General features: G+C 52.5%; 17 protein-coding genes. 11 read left to right on the top strand and 6 right to left on the bottom strand.

The genetic code is table 11. The annotated features are described in order from the left end of the window. On the bottom strand, positions 1–1,829 hold a 1,829-nt coding region (locus V0288_RS23140; protein WP_332867552.1), incomplete at its 3' end, for a tetratricopeptide repeat protein. Between the two features lie 5 nt (positions 1,830–1,834). Beyond that, positions 1,835–2,692: a toll/interleukin-1 receptor domain-containing protein gene (locus tag V0288_RS23135; RefSeq protein ID WP_332867551.1), complete on the bottom strand. Its 858-nt coding sequence runs from the start codon at positions 2,690–2,692 to the stop codon at positions 1,835–1,837. Positions 2,693–2,833: 141 nt separating this feature from the next. On the opposite strand from V0288_RS23135, the gene V0288_RS23130 reads away from it, so the two are divergent. Next, entirely contained in the window at positions 2,834–3,130 is a 297-nt protein-coding gene (locus V0288_RS23130; protein ID WP_253284536.1) for a UPF0175 family protein, read from the top strand. Here V0288_RS23130 and V0288_RS23125 read toward each other — a convergent pair. After that, positions 3,127–3,717, bottom strand: coding sequence for an Npun_F5749 family FMN-dependent PPOX-type flavoprotein (locus V0288_RS23125; protein ID WP_332867550.1), 591 nt, complete (start codon positions 3,715–3,717; stop codon positions 3,127–3,129). The genes V0288_RS23130 and V0288_RS23125 overlap by 4 nt on opposite strands. A gap of 42 nt (positions 3,718–3,759) precedes the next feature. Here V0288_RS23125 and V0288_RS23120 point away from each other — a divergent pair, with 42 nt between their 5' ends. The 5 genes from V0288_RS23120 to V0288_RS23100 all read left to right on the top strand — a co-directional run bounded on the left by V0288_RS23120 (position 3,760) and on the right by V0288_RS23100 (position 8,337). Continuing rightward, positions 3,760–3,906, top strand: coding sequence for a DUF29 family protein (locus V0288_RS23120; RefSeq protein ID WP_332867549.1), 147 nt, complete (start codon positions 3,760–3,762; stop codon positions 3,904–3,906). Positions 3,907–3,998: 92 nt separating this feature from the next. Further along, a complete protein-coding gene (locus tag V0288_RS23115; protein ID WP_422662053.1) occupies positions 3,999–4,748 on the top strand; it encodes an amino acid ABC transporter ATP-binding protein in 750 nt (249 codons plus the stop codon). A 67-nt stretch (positions 4,749–4,815) separates the two neighbouring features. Beyond that, positions 4,816–5,265 carry a nucleoside-diphosphate kinase gene (gene ndk, locus V0288_RS23110; RefSeq protein ID WP_332867548.1) on the top strand — a complete coding sequence of 150 codons (450 nt, stop codon included), beginning with the start codon at positions 4,816–4,818 and terminating at the stop codon, positions 5,263–5,265. Between the two features lie 237 nt (positions 5,266–5,502). Further along, complete coding sequence (locus V0288_RS23105) at positions 5,503–5,982, top strand: hypothetical protein (protein WP_332867547.1); 480 nt, start codon at positions 5,503–5,505, stop codon at positions 5,980–5,982. A gap of 90 nt (positions 5,983–6,072) precedes the next feature. Continuing rightward, positions 6,073–8,337 (top strand): tetratricopeptide repeat protein, encoded by a 2,265-nt coding sequence (locus tag V0288_RS23100; protein WP_332867546.1) that lies wholly within the window; start codon positions 6,073–6,075, stop codon positions 8,335–8,337. Positions 8,338–8,365: 28 nt separating this feature from the next. Here V0288_RS23100 and V0288_RS23095 read toward each other — a convergent pair whose 3' ends face one another. Next, positions 8,366–8,824, bottom strand: a complete 459-nt coding sequence (locus tag V0288_RS23095) for a molybdenum cofactor biosynthesis protein MoaE (protein WP_332867545.1) — start codon at positions 8,822–8,824, stop codon at positions 8,366–8,368. Positions 8,825–9,017: 193 nt separating this feature from the next. Next, a complete protein-coding gene (locus V0288_RS23090) occupies positions 9,018–9,185 on the bottom strand; it encodes a hypothetical protein (protein WP_332867544.1) in 168 nt (55 codons plus the stop codon). Between the two features lie 83 nt (positions 9,186–9,268). On the opposite strand from V0288_RS23090, the gene aspS reads away from it, so the two are divergent. From aspS to rpmF, 3 genes are all read left to right on the top strand, one after another. After that, the gene (aspS, locus tag V0288_RS23085; protein ID WP_332867543.1) at positions 9,269–11,071 is read left to right on the top strand and encodes an aspartate--tRNA ligase; all 1,803 of its coding nucleotides are present in this window, start codon (positions 9,269–9,271) and stop codon (positions 11,069–11,071) included. A gap of 273 nt (positions 11,072–11,344) precedes the next feature. Then, entirely contained in the window at positions 11,345–12,112 is a 768-nt protein-coding gene (locus V0288_RS23080) for a hypothetical protein (RefSeq protein WP_332867542.1), read from the top strand. A 228-nt stretch (positions 12,113–12,340) separates the two neighbouring features. After that, entirely contained in the window at positions 12,341–12,520 is a 180-nt protein-coding gene (gene rpmF, locus V0288_RS23075; RefSeq protein ID WP_332867541.1) for a 50S ribosomal protein L32, read from the top strand. A gap of 97 nt (positions 12,521–12,617) precedes the next feature. Here rpmF and V0288_RS23070 read toward each other — a convergent pair whose 3' ends face one another. Next, positions 12,618–15,563 (bottom strand): ATP-binding protein, encoded by a 2,946-nt coding sequence (locus V0288_RS23070; RefSeq protein ID WP_332867540.1) that lies wholly within the window; start codon positions 15,561–15,563, stop codon positions 12,618–12,620. A 387-nt stretch (positions 15,564–15,950) separates the two neighbouring features. Between V0288_RS23070 and V0288_RS23065 the strand changes: the two genes are divergently transcribed. Continuing rightward, on the top strand, positions 15,951–16,511 hold the full coding sequence (locus tag V0288_RS23065) for a PEP-CTERM sorting domain-containing protein (protein ID WP_332867539.1): 561 nt from the start codon (positions 15,951–15,953) through the stop codon (positions 16,509–16,511). A gap of 328 nt (positions 16,512–16,839) precedes the next feature. Further along, complete coding sequence (locus V0288_RS23060) at positions 16,840–19,242, top strand: response regulator (RefSeq protein WP_332867538.1); 2,403 nt, start codon at positions 16,840–16,842, stop codon at positions 19,240–19,242. The last annotated feature ends 141 nt before the right edge of the window (positions 19,243–19,383 follow it).

Here is a 19,383-nt window from a genome sequence, read left to right as displayed (position 1 = left end):
TGCTCCTCTCCCAACAGTCGTTTCCCCATCTCCAGAGCCTGTCGGTAGAGGGGTTCCGCCTCCCCGTACCGCCCGGTTTCCCGGTACAATTCCGCCAAATTGTTCAGGCTCATGGCGACATCGAGATGCTCCTCTCCCAACAGTCGTTTCCTCATCTCCAGAGCCTGTCGGAGAAGGGGGTCCGCCTCCCCGTACCGCCCGGTTTCCCGGTACAAATACGCCAGATTGTTCAGGCTAGTGGCGACATCGGGATGCTCCTCTCCCAACAGTCGTTTCCTCATCTCCAGAGCCTGTCGGTAGAGGGGTTCCGCCTCCCCGTACCGCCCGGTTTCCCGGTACAAATACGCCAGATTATTCAGGCTAGTGGCGACAGCGGGATGCTCCTCTCCGAAACGCTGTTTCGCGACATCGAGGGATTTTCGATACCATTTCTCCACCGTGTCGAATTGATTCCGCGCCTCGTAAATGCTGGCTAATGTGAAACAGGGCCAGATTAAATCCTCATCTTCTAGCCAATCGGTCAACTTTTCGCCGACTTCCTCCAGATGGGGAATTATTACGGTGATAGCTCTCATTATCGGTACTGTCACCGTTCCCGGGATCTTTTCGGCTTCCTTCGCCATCACCCGACAGAGATCGCGCTTATAATCGTCGATATTCTCGCTTTCCCCTTGCTTGGCGATAAAAAACTCCCGGATCAGGGGATGTAAGCGATAATGATTCTCCTCGTTGATTTCTAGCAAACTTCTGTCGATTAACTGCCCGTTTCGCAGTTCCTCTAACTCTTCCGCCGCCTCATCCCGATCTTCCGCGTCCGCGAGCGCGCAATTCTCGACCAATACCCACGGAATCGGCGCGGGGGCGAACAGACTCAAGCGACAGGCTAACTCCCTCGCGTCCCGCGGTAGTTCCTCCCACGACAACTCGAACGCGGCCGCGACCCCTAATCGGGCGATACTATCCCCCTTACCGTCGGGAATCAACGCTTTCGCCTGTAAACGCTTACTATTTAACCGTTTCTGTACTGTTTCAATCGTTCGGGTTCGATCTTTGGCTAAATAGCGTCCCACCAACTCCAACCCCAACGGCAGATATCCCAACCACTCGCACAACGCTTTCGCTCCTTCCCATTCCGCGGTGACGCGTTCACTGCCGACTAGCGATCGCAACAAATCCAGAGCCGAATCCTCATCCAATACCTCTAGGTCGATTTTTCGGTAATTTTCCCCCGGTTTCTCGCGACTCGTCATCAGGACTTTGAACCGCGCTTGATTACCTGGAGGCAATATCGGATAGACGAGCGCGCGATAATCCACCACGTCATCGTAAACGATCAACGCGTCCCCCTCGCGCCAATGATTCCAACAGTATTCAAGCTGTTGTTCGGGCAGTTGAATATAATCGGGAATCACTAAACCGAGTTTTGTTAAAGCGAAATTGACGATTTGAAAGCCTAAATCGCTCACCCGACCGGAAAGCCAACACAAACCCGCGGGATACTCCTCTTGAGAGCGGATCGCGTACTGTACCGCCAATTCCGTCTTCCCGATGCCACCCATCCCCGCGACCGCGCAAATCGCCAGCGCGTGGTCTTCTTTGAGAGCGTTATCGATCTCTTTTAGCCTTTCTTCCCGTCCGAAGAACTTTTCCGGCGGTTTTCCCCGATAAGGGAGATTACTGGGAATTCCCGTCGGCGGATTCGGTGGCTGTGCCTGGTTGATTATCTGACCGATAAAGGTACTGTCGGAAATCTTCTCCGCGCGAATCAAATTACTCCCCGACGCGTTCGGAGCGTAAATATCGATATTTTTCCCCGGTTCCCCGTTCATCGCGCTTAACCGCCTAATTCTTGAATTTTACGCAAGCACTCCGCGATCTGCTGGCTTAGTTCAAATTTTACCGCGGGATTCGACGCGATCGCTTCCTGTTGTTGCAGATAGCCTAACTTCTGTCGCCAGATCTCGATCGCTCCCGAATTTCCCGAACTTTGCCCCGAATTATAGTTATTCTGCGTCCCGATGAACGTATTCCCCGAAATATTCTCACCGCTAATCAAATTACTCCCCCGCACGTTTGGCGCGTAGATGCCGATGTTCGTATTCGGTGAAGTTTTATTACTTTCGCTTGACAAATTACCATCCTCCTCTAGCTGTCGGGCGATCGAACTCACCACCTCCTCGAAATTACTATCGCGGTGAATCTCCGCGGTCAGATTATTCATGCCTTGGAGAATATCCACCAATCCCGCGATCCGGTTACGAATCTCGACAAAAAGGTTAATTTCCTCCGTAATTCCCTGTAAATTAATCGGATCGACCTCTTTTATCGCTTCCTTTAACGTCGCGATCTTACCGTCCCAATATTTAATATATTCCAGGCGATCGATGGCATCGTAGATCCGCACGTCATCGAGGACGACGGGAAAAATGCGATCGAGGAAATCCCCATTTTTCGAGATTTCCAACAATTCGTACATACAATTTTTCGACCTGAGATACTTATCGCTAATGATCGCGATCACGCATTTTCCGCGGCCGATTTCCTGCATGAACTGTTTAATCAATCCCCGGTATCCCAAATCGGTTTTATCGCGAACCAACCGGATACCCGCGCTCTGAAACGCTCTCTCTAAACCATTCGCGATCTCCTCGCTCTCTCCCTTCCACGCGTAGGAAATAAACACTTCTCTCATAGACTTTCTTTCCGTTCGATCGAGTTCTGCTATTCCTATAATAAACGAGAAATCGAGATCGATCGCGGGATTCTCGTAAAAATGAGACGGAACCTCGCTCGATCGATACAATAGAATCGAGTGGACACCGGAAAACAGGTCATGAAAATCTCGATCGATATTCCCGAAGACATCGGCAACTCTCTACAAACCCAATGGGGCGATCTCTCCCGTCGCGCGCTGGAGTCTTTAGCGGTGGAAGGTTATCGTAATGGCGTATTAACTAGAGGACAAGTGAGAGAACTTTTAAATTTCACTTCCTTTTACGAGGTCGAAAAATTTCTAAAAGAAAAAGGGGCTGATTTACTTTATGATGCAATAGATCTAGAACAAGATATTCAAACGGCTCATAAACTCACCGATCATTGCCTGTATATTTCGTGTGAAACAGCCGGTTAAGGATTCACGGATTCGACGCACCATTCTCCGACATCATTTTGCGTATAAATAACGCGATCCTGTGGATTCCCTTTCAATTGCAAATGATCCACGCTTACCGGATTAAATAACAACAAACAGAAATTTTCTAGCGGTTCCGTATCGCTAGGCTGTGCGGGGGTAAACGCTTCCGGATTTCCGTCCCGCGGTCGTTTGGGACATGGCCACGCGAATTGTATTCTAGCCGAATCCGATAATTCCCGCCAAACTCGATCGCGCGCTTTCCGATTCTCGCTATCCGTATCTTTCGCCGAAATAATCTCGATCGATCCCGATAACCGGAACTGCTCCCTAGTATTCGGGAAATACCAACAAATCTCGCCCCATTCGCTCGCGTGAATCTGGGAAATTTTTTCACTGCGAGCATCGGTGATAATTTGTAATTGATTCGTATTCTCCCGAAAACCGCGAAAAACTACCGTTCGATTGGCGGGTTTCCCGTCTAACGTCAGCGTGGCGAGTTGAAAGTAACGCGCGTTCGGCAGAGAACGATTTAGATGTAAGGAACGGGACAAAATCGATCGCCAGGGCGCGAGAGGATCGGACATAATAGAATCTAGAGACAGAAAAAAACGACAAGCGATCTTCCTATGATACCCGATACCCTAGACCTTGAATCGCTCTACGAAACCGAATTCGATCGCTGGTTAACCGCGACCGTCGAGTTATTGAAAGATCGCCAGTTCGATCGCATCGATCGCCAACATTTAATCGAGGAGTTAGTAGTTTTCGCGTAGGTCGCGTGGAACGAGGTGAAACCAAACAACCGAGGGGGCTGAAAGCTGAATGCTATATAATCGATAAAACGAACTATCCTTCGTCGATCGCCGTGAACTCTCCGAACCCCGAACCCATAATCATCGCCGAAAACGTCGAAAAATGGTACGATAACCGCTTTCACGTCCTGCGCGGCGCGAATCTAACCGTCAATAAACAGGAAGTCGTCGTCATCATGGGGCCGTCCGGATCGGGAAAATCCACCTTTATCCGCACCTTCAACGGACTCGAATCCTATCAGAAAGGCCGCATCATCATCGACGGGATCACCGTCTCCCATAACCTCAAAAATATCGAAACCATCCGTCAGGAAGTGGGGATGGTCTTCCAACAGTTTAACCTGTTCCCCCACCTCACCGTACTCGACAACGTGACGATCGGGCCGATCTGGGCGCGACGCTGGAAAAAAGCCAAAGCCGAGGAAATCGCCCGACAACTCCTCGAAAAAGTCGGCATTCTCGAACAAGCCGAAAAATACCCCAACCAGCTATCCGGGGGACAACAACAGAGGGTAGCGATCGCCCGCGCGTTAGCCATGCAACCGAAAATCATGCTCTTCGACGAACCCACCTCGGCCCTCGATCCGGAAATGGTGCGCGAGGTACTGGAAACGATGAAAACCCTCGCGCGATCGGGGATGACGATGGTTTGTGTCACCCACGAGGTCGGATTCGCGCGGGAGGTGGCCGATCGAGTCGTCTTCATGGACGGGGGAATTATCCTCGAAATCGCCCCTCCCTCCGAATTTTTCACGAATCCACAGGTCGATCGAACCCGACAGTTCCTCTCGAAAATCCTCTGAAGCGCGAGTACCGTTCCGGGGTACGCTGGGTTTTGTGACAAATTGTTACTAAACCTCGGAGGCCAGAATGGAACGCACTTTTCTCATGATCAAGCCCGACGGCGTGCAACGCAACCTTGTCGGAGAAATTATCGGACGCTTTGAAGCCAAGGGATTTACCCTCGTCGGCCTGAAATTGGTGCAAGTTTCCCGCGAACTCGCCGAAAAACACTACGCGGTTCACAAAGAAAGACCCTTTTTCCCCTCTCTCGTAGAATTTATCACCTCCTCGCCCGTGGTCGCGATGGTGTGGGAAGGCGACGGGGTAGTCGCTTCGGCTAGAAAAATTATCGGCGCGACCAATCCTCTCAGCGCGGAACCCGGAACCATCCGCGGCGATTTCGGCATTAACGTGGGACGCAATTTAATTCACGGTTCGGACGCGCTAGAAACCGCTCAAACCGAAGTTCGTCTCTGGTTTACCGACGAAGAATTAGTTAGCTGGGAACCCGTGGCGAAACCCTGGGTGATCGAGTAATTATTAGATAGCAAAATTATAGATGAGTTTAGGGCGGTATCTCCGCCCCTTTTTTGTGGAATCAATTCATTTCGCCAATGTTCTGATGATCGACTGCCTCTATCTCGGTCGCGACACGGTTTGGATCGGACACCGGGACTTTTTTCAAAATGGGCGATCGAGAGCGAAGGGAAGAACCTATCTTTAGATGGATGTTTACTATAATGGGGGATATAGACTCGGAAGCCCTCACTATCGATGAATAATGACCAACGACTAGCCGATTTAGAAAAGAACTTGCAAATTTCTTACAAGAAATTGGGAGAGTTTGAAAGACAACTGATAATCAAGTCCGATCCGAGTGTACGATTTCAACTGCAACAAGAGATCGAAGAGGATATTCTCCCAAAAATCCTAGAATACGAGCGGGAATACTGGGAAATTTATCCCCTAGAGGCGGTTGTGATTCCTGAAACGGAAGCTCGATCGGAGTTGGATAGGATTCAAAAAGCGGTAAAATCTTTAGACAATCGTCCATCCGAGGATTATAAGCCAGAATTAATCGCCTTATTGAACGAAATTAATACAAAATTAGATGATTTAAACCAAGTAGCCTCGGCAAAGCTGAAATTGGTCGTCCCTTTGATTCCGATGCTGGCTTCCTATGAGTTGGAGATGGATACGGAAGGAGTGATTTATAAAACTTGGCGATCGTTACAGCGTTTGCTTGGAAAATGAATAAAGCCGCCTGATTCGGGTCAGGTTAAACAAAACCCGCACAATTTACCTGAAAGTGGCATCGCCGAGTTTGTCGGTCGCGATGACGATTTGACACGGTTGGATGAGGGATTTCAACGGTCAGGACGGGTGATGATCACGGGGATGGGAGGTATCGGGAAGACAGAATTGGCGTTACGGTACGGATGGCGGGAATGGAAGAAGGAAACCTATCATGGCGGCATCTGTTGGTTAAATGTGGCGGAAAGTGAACCGGGAGAACAGATTTTAAGTTACGCGCGGCGAGATCTCCAGTTAACCTTACCGGACGAGGGAACTCTAGCGGAACGGGTGCGTTATTGTTGGCAAAATTGGGTAGCGGGTGACGCGCTAATTATTTTCGATGATGTACGAGATTACGGGCAAATTAAAGACTATTTACCACCCAAGGAAGAAAAACGTTTTAAGGTGCTGATTACTACTCGACCCGATAATTTATCGGCAACGGTGGAAATGGTTCCCGTGAAGGAGTTAACGAAAACGGCTTCTCTCGCTTTACTGCGTTCCTACGTGAGCGATGGTAGAATTGATGGGCAAATCGAACAAGCGAAGGCATTATGTCTCGATTTGGGATATTTGCCCCTAGCTTTAGAATTGGTAGCGCGACTACTGAGACGACGGGGAGAATGGACACTCGCAAAAATACGGGAGAAATTAGTCGAGAACGGTCTAGAAGATAAAAGCTTGGTCAAAAATCCTAAATTCGATCAAGAAATGACGGCAAAAAGGGGAGTGAAAGCGGCTTTTGACCTAAGTTGGCAGGAATTAGAAAATGAAACCGAAGCGCAGAAATTAGCCTTATCTCTTAGCTTATTCGCCCTCGCTCCTTTTCCCAAGTCTGTAATTGATGCGCTATTCCCCGATGAGGACGCAGACAACATCGAGGAATGGTTAACCGATAGCCTCGTTCATCTCAATCTGGTGAAAGCGTTAGGAGAGGGATGGTACGAACTACACACGCTCATCCGTCTCTATTTACGGGATAAATTAGAAGAATCCGAAATAGCGGACAAGGCTAAACAAGCCTTTTGCAATGCAATGGTAATCGTCGCTAAAAATATTCCCGATTCACTAACTTTAGAGGATTTTATCACTTTTAATCTTGCCATTCCTCATCTTAAAATTTTGGTTCAAGAATTACATGACGATCTAGAATCGGAGAGTTTGTATTTTGCGTTTACTGGTTTAGGTAACATTTATAAAGAGCAGGGAATGTTTACAGAGGCTGAACCCTATGTAGAAAAATGTCTTACTCTTACTCGGCAACGCCTCGAAAACGATCACCCTCATATCGCCACATCCCTCAATAATCTAGGCTTACTCTACCGTTTACAAGGGCGGTACAAAGAAGCAGAACCTCTGTTCTTAGAATCCCTAGAAATCAGAAAACGTGTTCTCGGCAACGATCATCCCGATGTCGCAACATCCCTTAATAATCTAGGATCGCTCTACAATTTTCAAGCACGGTACGAAGAAGCGGAACCCCTGTTATTAGAAGCCCTAGAAATCAGAAAACGTGTTCTTGATGGCGATGCGGGTGCTTTCTTAATCGCAATATCCTTGGATAATCTAGGTTTACTTTACCTTTCTCAAGGGCGATATGAAGAAGCAAAACCCTTATTTTTACAAGCTTTAAGCATCGAAAAACGTATTCTCGACAACGAGCATCCCCGTGTCGCTACTTCTCTCAATAATCTAGGTTTATCTTACTCGTATCAAAAGCAATACGAAGAAGCAGAACCACTATTTTTAGAAGCTATATCTATCGGAAAACAGAGTCTTGGTGATTATCACCTTGGCGTTGCTGTTTTCCTCGATAATCTAGGCTCGCTCTATTATTCCAAAGGACGGGACGAAGAAGCACAATCCTTGTTTGTAGAAGCTTTAGATATCAGAAAACGTCTACTCAGCGACAATCATCCCCACGTTGTTAATTCCATGAAGAATCTAGCAGGACTATACCGTTCTCAAGGACACTATCAAGACTCAGAATCTCTATATTTAGAAGCTTTAAGCCACGAAATAGATTGCCTCGATGATCGTCATCCCAGTATTGCTATTTCCCTTAATAATCTAGCGAGGCTCTACGATACGCAAGGTCGGTATGAAGAAGCCGAACTCCTGTATATAGAAGCGATCGCAATAGCAAGAGAAAGATTAGGGGAAAATCATCCCACAACTCAAGCTTTGTATCGAAATAATGACATTATGTTGTTGCGTTTGCCTGATCGAGAATTACAACGACGCTTTCCTCCCGCGATAGTAGAGTATTTGCGGGGATTAAGGGAAAAAATGTTATCCGAGACGATAGCTTAGTGAATCTTTTTGAATTCCCCTGAAAAATCTAATGTTTCTCCTCGCACGCGCCGATACTCACCCAATCGCTCGATCCGTCCGCCCAGTGTTCTTTTTTCCAGATAGGCGCGTTGTGTTTGAGGGTATCGATCGCGTACCGGCAAGCCTCGAAAGCCTCGCCGCGATGGGGACAACCCACGGCTACCAAAACACTGATCTCGCCGATCTCTAGCTTGCCGGTGCGGTGATGGATCACGACGCGATTGGTGTCGGGCCAGTTTTGGCGGATTTCCTGGGCGATTTGTTTGAATACCTCGATCGCCATCGGTTCGTAAGCCTGATAATCGAGATAAATCACCGGTTTTCCATCGGTTTGCTCGCGTACCGTCCCGCTCATCAGCACGATCGCGCCGTTGGCCCCATCGTCCGCGAGTCGATACACTTCCTCTAACGATAAAGGTGCGAAGGTGATCCGAAAACTATCGCCAGTTAAGGTCGAGACTGCCATCTGGTTCGATCGACACGAGAAAACATTTTCCCTATCTTATCGCGAACGCCCTGTAGATCCCGAACGGTTTATCCGACAAAGACGGCTAAAGACCCAAGCAAAGTAGCTCTCTCGCACAATGTGTTTTTGAGGGTCTAAAAACTTTAAAAGCTGGAATTATCCCGAATAAATAGGTTCTTCTTAAAATTTTTAGCTATAATATTCTTTCTCCTGACTCCTGACTCCTGACTCCTGACTCCTGACTCCCTAACCACACGACAATTCTTGAATTCCGGGCAGATGTTTGGTGTAGTATCTCGCCCCGTCCCCGGCCGGCCGGCGATAAAATAATCGATCGAACGCGTCGCCCGGAATACGGCATAATGGGCAATGCGTCGAAATTTTGTTAGGCTAGACAAAATTCATACTACAAGTTGTAATACCAGTCATTCTAAACGTTAGACCATGCGAACTCACTACTGTGGCGACCTGAGAGCGATCGATATAGACAAAACCGTTACACTGTTCGGCTGGGTCGATCGTCGTCGCGATCACGGTGGCGTGATTTTTATCGACTTGAGAGACCGAAGCGGTATTGTCCAGATCGTCAGTGACCCGCAACGAACCCCCGATTCCCACCCGGCCGCCGAGTCCGTCCGTAGCGAGTACGTGATCAAAGTAACGGGAAGAGTGAGTCAGCGTCCCCCGGAATCCCTCAACCCGCGCCTTCCCACCGGCGAGATCGAGATCTACGCGGACAGTATCGAGATCCTCAACGGGGTGACGAAACAATTACCCTTCCCCGTTTCCAGCACCGAGTCGGAATCCGTCCGCGAAGATGTCCGTTTAAAATATCGCTATCTCGATTTACGACGCGAGCGCATGAGCGAGAACCTGCAACTGCGCCATCAGGTGGTGAAAGCCATGCGTCGCTATCTAGAGGACGAAAAGAACTTTATCGAGATAGAAACGCCCATTCTCACCCGATCGACCCCCGAGGGCGCGCGCGATTACCTCGTTCCCTCCCGCGTCAACCCCGGCCAGTGGTACGCGTTACCCCAGTCGCCGCAGTTGTTCAAACAATTATTAATGGTGTCGGGGATGGATCGCTACTACCAGATCGCCCGATGCTTCCGCGACGAGGATCTGCGGGCCGATCGACAGCCGGAATTCACGCAATTAGACATGGAGATGAGCTTTCTCTCGTTAAACGAGATTTTAGAGCTTAATGAGGGTTTAATCGCCCGTATCTTCAAAAGTGTCAAAAATATCGATATACCCCTGCCCCTGCCCCGTTTAACCTACGCGGAGGCGATGGAACGCTACGGGATCGATCGACCCGATACCCGTTTCGGGCTGGAACTGGTTAGCGTCGCCGATATCTTTGCCGATTCCGGGTTTAAAGTCTTCTCCGGGGCGATCGCCGGTGGCGGGACGGTGAAAGTTCTACCCATTCCCAACGGTAACGACGCGATTTCCAACGTCCGCATCAAACCCGGCGGGGATCTGTTCAAAGAGGCTACCGACGCGGGAGCGAAAGGGATCGCCTATATCCGCGTGCGCGAGAATTACGAGTTCGACACGATCGGCGCGATCAAAGATAACTTGAGCGAGGAACAGAAACAGCGATTGATCGAGAGAACCGGCGCGAAACCCGGACATTTACTGCTATTCGGCGCGGGAGATACCGCCACGGTCAATAAATCCCTCGCCCGTCTGCGGTTAGTGTTGGGCGAACAATTGGGCTTGATCGATCCGGAGAAAATTAACCTCCTCTGGGTGACGGATTTCCCCATGTTCGAGTACAACGCCGAGGAAAAACGCCTAGAAGCCCTACATCACCCGTTTACCGCCCCCAATCCCGAAGATATCGACGATCTCGCCAACGCGCGCGCCCTGGCTTACGACATGATCTATAACGGCATCGAGATCGGCGGGGGAAGTCTGCGGATCTACCAACGCGAGATCCAGGAAAAAGTCTTCGCCACGATCGGTCTATCGATGGAGGAAGCGTATAGTAAATTCGGCTTTTTATTAGAGGCGTTCGAGTTCGGAACCCCTCCCCACGGGGGCATCGCCTACGGGTTAGATCGACTGGTGATGTTGTTAGCCGGGGAAGAATCGATCCGCGACGTGATCGCCTTCCCGAAAACGCAACAGGCCAGTTGTTTACTAACTTCCGCGCCCTCGACGGTAGAGGCGAAACAGTTAAAAGAACTTCACGTCACCTCGACCTACAAACCGAAAACTCGATCGGAGGGAGAATAAAGTAGAGTAAATTCAAAAGTTCGCCAATCGGAGGCGCTCGGAAACCTCTTTTTTTAAGAGGGGAAAAGTGTTTAGGAGTGAGGGCGCTTCGACCGAAGCGCCCCTACTTTCTGGTTGCCTCCCGCCTCCTGCCTCCCGCCTCCTGCCTTCCCCGAATCGATCGAGGATTTTTCGGGATTTTGTGGAGAAGGATACAATTGAAACGGGGTTTACGCCAGGTACTTTCCCGTGTATCACCCTCTTAACGAATCTACCGAAAACTTGAAAAAACTTATGGTAACAACCGTAAACAGCAACCCGAACGATCGAACCTCGATCGAGGTTCGAGAAATTCAAGAACTCTCGATCTCCCTCTCCGCGAAAAATCTGAATCCCGCCCTACTGACCGTGGATTTTTTGAAATATTCGGGAATCGTCCCCCAAGATTGGGAACTCAACGCGCAACCGGTATTAAACCCGAATTATTCCCAGGTCAGTTTTCAAAACGGCATCAGCCTTGTCGCCCAACCGCGGGCGATCACCTTTATCGAGATGGTGAACGCTCCCGATAAACTAGAACTACAACTCCCCTCGATCGTCCGCCTGTTCATCGATAAACTGCCGCTCGCGGAATATCAATCCCTCGCCATCAGCCCGAAAAGTATCGTTCCCTTTCCCGCCGGCCCCGACGCGGCCCGCGAATACATTACCAGAACCCTCCTCGCGCCCGGCCCCTGGCAGGAATTCGAGAAATCCCCCGTACAGGCCGGTATCAACTTACTCTATCAATTAGAAACCTGTCAGTTCGGCCTGGGAATTAACGAGGCGAAACTGCAATTACCCGATCAGCGATCGATCGCCGCGATCCTCTTCTCCGGTAACTTTACCTATAACCTTCCCGAAATGGTCGATCGCGTCGCCCTCCTCAAACAGTATCTCGACGAATGGCGAACCGATCTACAAGCCTTCCGCGAGGTCGTTCGAGAACGTTTCCTCGCCCGACAAGCCAGCGTCTTCAACTCCACCCTAGAACTCCCCGCCGGACCGCCGGGAGGACTGTAAAGAGAGAAGGGGGGATAGGGTGTCAGGAGTCAGGAGTCAGGAGGCAGGAGGCAGGAGTCAGGAGTCAGGAGTCAGGAGGCAGGAGTCAGGAGGCAGGAGGCAGGAGGATAGATCTTTATAATTCTTTCCCCATCTCCCTCATTTTCCCCATCTCCCCACTCCCTGTCCAAATGCCTCGAAAACCTCTACAATGGAAAGGTTGTGAGTAAATCGTTACTGTAAAGTCCTATGGCTTGTCCGAAGAAGAAAACCTCGAACGCCAAACGCGACCAGCGTAGAGCGCACTGGAGAAAACAGGCGGCCCGAGAAGCCCAGAAAGCCCTATCTTTAGGAAAATCCGTTCTCTCCGGCCGATCGAATAGCTTTGTCTATCCTAGAGAGGAAGAAGAAGGCGACAGCGAAGAGTAGTCATGGTCTTACTATCGGCCGAAACGGGGGAGGGATTACCTCCCTTTCGATTTTTTCGTGCCTCCTGCCTCCTGCCTCCTGCCTCTTTGTAAGAAGCCTAATCCATTGGAAGTGTGAAATAAAAGGTACTGCCGCGGCCGAAAACGCTCTCGACCCAAATTTTCCCGCCGTGTTGTTCCACGATCGTCTTGCAGATCGCCAGTCCTAGACCGGTTCCCCCCTTTTGGTAAGAGTCCGAGAGATCGACCTGTTGGAATCGCTCGAAAATCAACTCCAGTTTGTCCGGGGGAATGCCCCGGCCGCGATCGACGATCGAGAAGAGAATATAAGAGCTAGAAATCCCCTCGCGCTCCATCCCGTTCCTAACTTCCGCTTTTAACTCGATCGCACTATCGGGAGGGGAAAATTTAATCGCGTTGCCGAGAAGATTGGTGAGGGTTCGCGCGATCGAATCGGGGGACGCTTTGACGGAAACGGCTAGAGGAGTCCAATGCAGAATAATTCCCGCGAGATCGGCGATCGCCCGCACCGATTCCACGGCTTGCCCCATCAGATCGCTCACCGGACAGGTTTCTTTAACGAGCGGTACCGTACCGGATTTTAAGCGTTGTAGATCGAGGATATCGTTAACCAAGCGCGCGAGGCGATCGGTATTCTCGCGCGCGATCTGTAACACCCGATCGACCTTTTCCGGTCGATCGTTCAGGGCGCCGCTTTCTAAAAGGCCCAGGGAACCGCGAATCGAAGCCAACGGGGTACGGAGTTCGTGGCTGACCACCGCAACGAACTCATCTTTCATTTCGTCGAGTTTATGGCGATCGGTCACGTCCTGAATGACACCGTGCCAGACGATCGCCCCGTTGTCGCGGCGTTCCGGTTGCGAGTTGCCCTGTAGCCATTTCACCTTGCCGGAAGGGGTGACGATCCGCCACTCGTGCGAGAAGAGTTCCAGATTTTCCGCGCTTCGGTTCGCCGCTTGCCAGTACGCGTCGCGATCGTCCGGATGGATCTGATCGAGAACGATCCGGGCATCGTCTAAAGCTTGTGTCGGGGTGATTTCGTGCATCGTCTCGATCGCGGAAGACACGTACTCGAACCGAATCGATCCATCCGGTTCGAGCGCGAGCGTGTAAATATTACCGGGAGATTGACGGCTGTACTGATCTAGCCATCGCTCGGTTCGGCGTAGTCGTTCCTCCGCGCGCCTTCGATCGCTGATATCGGTGAGCCGGACTAACTGCATCGCCTGTCCCGCCACCCGGATCGGTTTGGCGGCGAGATTTCCCCAGAATTCCCGCCCCTTTCGAGTGACGTACTCGATTTCCCGACTCCAGAAGCCTTTTTCCGCTAACTCCCTCACGATGTCCGCGAGTTCCGAATCGCGGTAGGGGCGCTTTTGTAAATTCGTTCCCGGAATGCCGATCAGTTCGGATTTATCGGCTACCTCGAACAATTCCACGGCGCGTTGATTGCAATCCAGGATTCTGGGGTTCGAGGAAGGTTCGACCAGAAAGATCGCGTCGGTGGATTCGTTGAAAATCGCTTCCCGTAGATCTCTCGATCGGGCGAGTTCCGCGGTTCGTTCCGCGACCTGTTTTTCTAGATCCCGCTCGTAATCGGTTCGCAGTTGGAAATACGATCGCAGTTGTTCGGCCATCTGTCGGAAGGCGATCGACAACTGCCGGACTTCCCCGAAACCGACGATCGAGACCTCGTTATCGAAGCGATTTCCCGCGATTTCCCCGGCGGATACATTCAGTCGATGTAGGGGAGCGATCACCCGTTGCACGAGCCAGAGACCGAGGGCGAGCGTTATCAGCAAAGTGAGGACACACAAGACGACGGTTCGCGCCCTCGCGGCCTCGATCTCGGCCATGAAATCGGAGGCGGGTACGACCGTCACGATCGACCAGTCCAGACCGTAGCGATCGCGATAGAGCGTTACCCGCGCGAACTGTTCTTCCCCGTTCACCCTGACCTTGAGTTGTTGCCCTTCCCGGAGGTTCCGAAAACTGCCGAAACGCCTCAGTAACTCTTTCGCCGTTTCCCGCATCCGTTCGTCGCCGCTCTCGATCGCCGGCAGACGGGCGGGTTTTCCGTTCACCTCTCTCGTCCCCGACGCTTCCGAAAGAACCGAGGTCGCGATCAGGGTGCCGGAGCGATCGAGGATAAATACCTGTCCGGTGGGGGAGAAACGGAGTTGATGCAAAAACGCGCTGAACTTGGCTAATAAATAATTAACAATGAAAAACCCTTGAAATTTTCCCGTCGCCTCGTGAACGGGCGCGATGGCCATAACCTGTAGAAGCGGCACGGCCGAGTTGATCGAGATAGGTGTCCAGTGCTGTTCGCCCGATGAACGGGCTTGACGGTACGAAGGGAGATCGCGGAAATCTCCCTTGAATGTATAAATAAGTTCGGTCGGTTCCCCCACCCGATCGACGAGATAGAGTCGCCTCCCCCGCGGGGAGGAATCTTCTAGATACAGCGTTCCGATCGGCAGGGAACGACCGGTCAACTTTTGGGCGAAATACTCCTCTTCTTTCGAGAGTAACCTCCCGTATCCGAGGCCGGTTCCGCGCGCGCTTAGAAACGCGTTCGCCGGTATATTCGGGTTGACGACCATTTCTTGCCATAATTGCCGCCGAACCCGTTCTCGATCGTTCGGATCGAGCGCCCCGACCTCTACCGAGAGACGATTCGCCGCCACGATCTGTTGGGGAGGGGTCAAGAAACTCACCAGGCGATCGTGTACCCGCGCCGAGGTTTGTTGGAGTAGCCGATCGGCCAGATCCTCGATCGCCATCTGCCCGCTCCGGTACGAGAGATAACCCACCAACGCCGTCGCGCCCACCGTTTGCAGTACGAACAGGATTACCAGCGGCCAGCGCAGGGATATCCCGGCCGGATCGACGGCGAAACGTTTCCGGATAGACGGATAGGGCATAACTTTTCGAGCGCGTGTAGGGATGATCCCGCGCCGTTCGATCGCGACGATCGGGGCGGGCGAGTTTCGGGCGAGTTTCGGAAGAATACCACTCATGATAGATGCGGGTTGACATCATTTTCTATCTCGGTCTCGATATCGTTTCCTCTATATCCCGAACGAATCCCGATAATTTCCCCGCTTTTTCCGTGCTAAATCCCTATTTTTTTTTAATACACTATCCCTTGCCCTCTCGCTCCCGATCGGTCCGGATGGTTTTTAACCGTCGCGCTCCCTTTTCTCGATCGGGGCGGCGCGGTGCCGGAGCGGGTCCCGGACGCGAGCGGATTGGCTCCTCGGGTCGGGGATCTTTGGAATCGATCGATTATCCCTCTCCCGTTAATTTTCCCGAGATTACCGTGGACAGCGCGAGCGCACTCCGCTCTCCGGACGGGATCGGGACGGACAAACATAACGTACATCTACTATCTGAAAGGATTTACCATGACACCTATTAAATTCAATTTTTCTCTACCCCTCGCGCTCTCTCTCGCGACGGGGGCGATCGCTACCCTGTCCGATACCGCGAGCGCGGCCCTATTTAACCTCTCCTATACCTCCAGCGGGGGAACGATCACCGCGACGGTAGACGGGACTCTCCAACCGGATAACGATACGGTCTTCGTCACCGCCATTAGCAACCTGACCTTTAACGGCTCTCCCGCTCCCGCGCTCCCTTTTGTCGGTACCTATAGTAACTTTATCTCGAGCTCGTCAGTCGTCCCGCCCGCGGTACTATCCCTGAGCGGCGCGTCGCTAGACTTTATCGCTAGTGATAGCTCGGCTAATTTTAGTTCCGTTTTCGCTTTCATTCCCGCCAATCTTTTCGCTCCAGTCCCGCTCTTCGGTAGCGGGCTGAACTATGGTGAGACTTCGATCGAACCTTTCGTTCTCGCCAATTATTCCCTAACCCCGGCGGGCTCTACTCCCGTCCCCGAACCGAGCGCGGCGATCGCCCTCGCGGTGATGGGCGGCGCTTTCCTGTGGGGTAAGCGGAAAAAATAATCGGCGCGATCGATTCGCTTGAACCGGTTAATCCGCTCTTCTCGAACTCGGGACGTTAACGCTGTACCGGGAGTAAAAAAATCAGTTTCGGGAAAGTTTTACCCGCTTCTATCGCGTTTTGGAGGCGGGTTTTTTCTCGATCGCCCCTCGTTGGAATTCCGGGCGGATGTCCGCTCGTCTCCGTCCATGCCAGTTTCTTATTTTCCGGGCGTACTATATTCTTTGTACGCATTTATCGCGAAATCGGTCCCGCGCCAGTCCTCTGGCGCCTTCTTTTGGATCGGGAATGCCGATTACCCGCGCGATTTCCGGGTAAAGTAAAGTCACGATGAAAATTTTGTTAGTGGAAGACGATCCGTTCGCGGGAGACTCGATCGCCACGACCTTGACCGCCCACCATCATAGCGTCGATCGGGCGGGGGACGGGGCGACGGCCCTGGAACTGGTCGGCGCGTGGCAATACGACCTGATCTTACTCGATGTCGAACTACCGCGGATCGACGGTCTACGCGTCTGTCGGGAGTTGCGATCGCGCGGGTGTACCCTACCGATCGCCCTCTTAACCGTACACGATTCCGGAGATTCGATCGTTCGGGGTTTAGACGCGGGCGCGGACGATTATCTCATTAAACCCGCCGATCCGGAGCAATTGCTGGCGCGGATACGGGCGCTATCCCGTCGGGGTGGCTCGATCGTCCCCGCGTCGGTATTCGCCTGGAAAAATCTCCACCTCGATCCGGCTTCCGCGCGCGTCACCCTCGACGGAAAAATCATTTCCCTAACCTCCAAGGAATACAGCCTACTCGCGCTATTTCTCCGGAACCCCAAGCGCCTTTTTAGCCGGGACGCGATCGTCGATCGGCTCTGGTCGATCGATGCCGCCCCGATCGATAAAACCGTCACCAATCTCGTCAAAGATGTACGGCGGAAATTAAAAGCGGCCGGCATGACGGAAGAACCGATCGAGACGGTTTACGGTTTAGGCTACCGGCTGAAAGCGGAACCCGGAAGCGCCCAACCGGAACCGAGATTACCGAAAGACCCGGAAAAACGGGAAAAATGGCTACGGGGAACCGCCCGATTAGCCGATCGCTTTCAGGAATCCCTAGAGGAACGCGTCACGTTGTTAGACCGCGCGATCGAGGCACTACAGACCGGGAAACTCGATGACGACCTCCGCCGGCAGGCCCGAGCGGAAGCCCATCGGTTAGCGGGGGGATTGGGAATTTTCGGTTCCGAGCGCGGTTCGGTTCTCGCGCGGGCGATCGAACAAACCCTAGCCGGCTCTACCCCGTTAACCGGAGCCGATCTCGATCGACTATCCAGACAATTGATCGAACTCCAGAAAATTCTCCGGCTATCTTTTAACCTTTTGAAAACGTCATCCCCCGAAAGACATAATCTATCGAACACCGCTCACCCGCCTACCGTCTTCATCCTCGATCCCGACCCCGGTTTTGTCGGCGCGTTGCGGGCCGAGTTAAGCCGGGAAGGATTGGAATCGATCTCGATCGCCGACCTGCCTTCGGAGGGGTCTTTCACCGATCTTCCCGATCTCGCCCTGCTCGACCTCGGTTTCGTGGCAGATCCGGACGGAGCGGCGCGATGGCAACGGCTGAAACGCTATCTCGGCGACGCGCCCGTTCTCGTTCTATCCGAGCGGGACGATCTCGCCGATCGGGTGCTGGCCGCCCGTCTGGGAAGCGATCGCTTTATCCCCAAAAACGCGGGATTGTCGGCAATCTCCCGCGCGATCCTCGATTCACTCTCCCGAACCCGGCCGCGGGACGCTCGCGTGATGGTCGTCGATGACGATCTCTTCATCCTGACCCGGGTGACGGACTTACTCGAACCCCGCGGTTTTCAAGTCACCCCCCTATCCGATCCGGGCCGATTCTGGGAATCGCTCACCCGCGTCCGTCCCGATCTACTGTTGTTAGACGTGGAAATGCCGGGGTTTAACGGGATCGAATTGTGTCGCGTGGTACGGCAGGATGAAAAGTACGGGGATCTACCGGTTCTGGCGATCACCTCGCACACCGAACAAGAAGCGATCGAGAGCGTTTTCGCGGCCGGAGCCGACGATCTGATCCCCAAACCGATCGTCGGGCCGGAACTGCTGACACGGGTACTCGGTCGTCTCGATCGGGCGCGACGACGGAACGAACGAACCCCATCCGTTCCCCCGAACCGACCCTCGACCGGCCTCGATCCCCTCGCGGGAATCGCCGATCGAGCGACCTATGAAACCTTTTTCCCGCGGGCCTGGCGAGAGGCCGCGCGCGCCGGGAAACCGATCGCGCTGATCCTGTGCGAGATCGACGATTGGCAAGGCTATCGAGACCGGTACGGGCCATCCGCGAGCGATCGATGCCTGCAACAAGTCGCCGGGGCGTTAGCCGATCGGGTTCGCTCGCGCGAGGATCTGGTCGCCCGCTATAGCGAGGGGGAATTCGTCATCGTCCTGCCCGATACGGACTTGACGGGGGCGCTACGGGTCGCCGAACGCGTCCGACTGGCGATCGCCGACCTCGATCTCCCCCGCGCCGATTCCCCGTCCGGCCGCGTCACCCTGAGCGCGGGGATCACCGGCACCGTACCGACCTCGGAATCCCCTCTCCCGAACCCGATCGAGATCGCCCGTCTAGAACTCCACTCGGCCCGGACCAACGGGGGGGATACCTTCTGCCTACGACCCTATGCCTCGGGAAACGATATACCTCCCGCGTAATTCGTTTTTGAAAGTCTAAAAACTTCAAAAACAGGTTTTTTATAAGATAAATAGGTGTTCCTCGCGACTCTTGTTTATAAAATTCTTCCTCCTGACTCCTGACTCCTGACTCCTGACTCCTGACTCCTGACTCCTGACTCC

It is taken from the genome of Pannus brasiliensis CCIBt3594 (assembly GCF_036688125.1).
Taxonomy (GTDB): domain Bacteria; phylum Cyanobacteriota; class Cyanobacteriia; order Cyanobacteriales; family Microcystaceae; genus Pannus; species Pannus brasiliensis.
The sequence above is the reverse complement of the archived record's forward strand: the minus strand, read 5'-3'. Positions and strand labels throughout refer to the sequence as shown.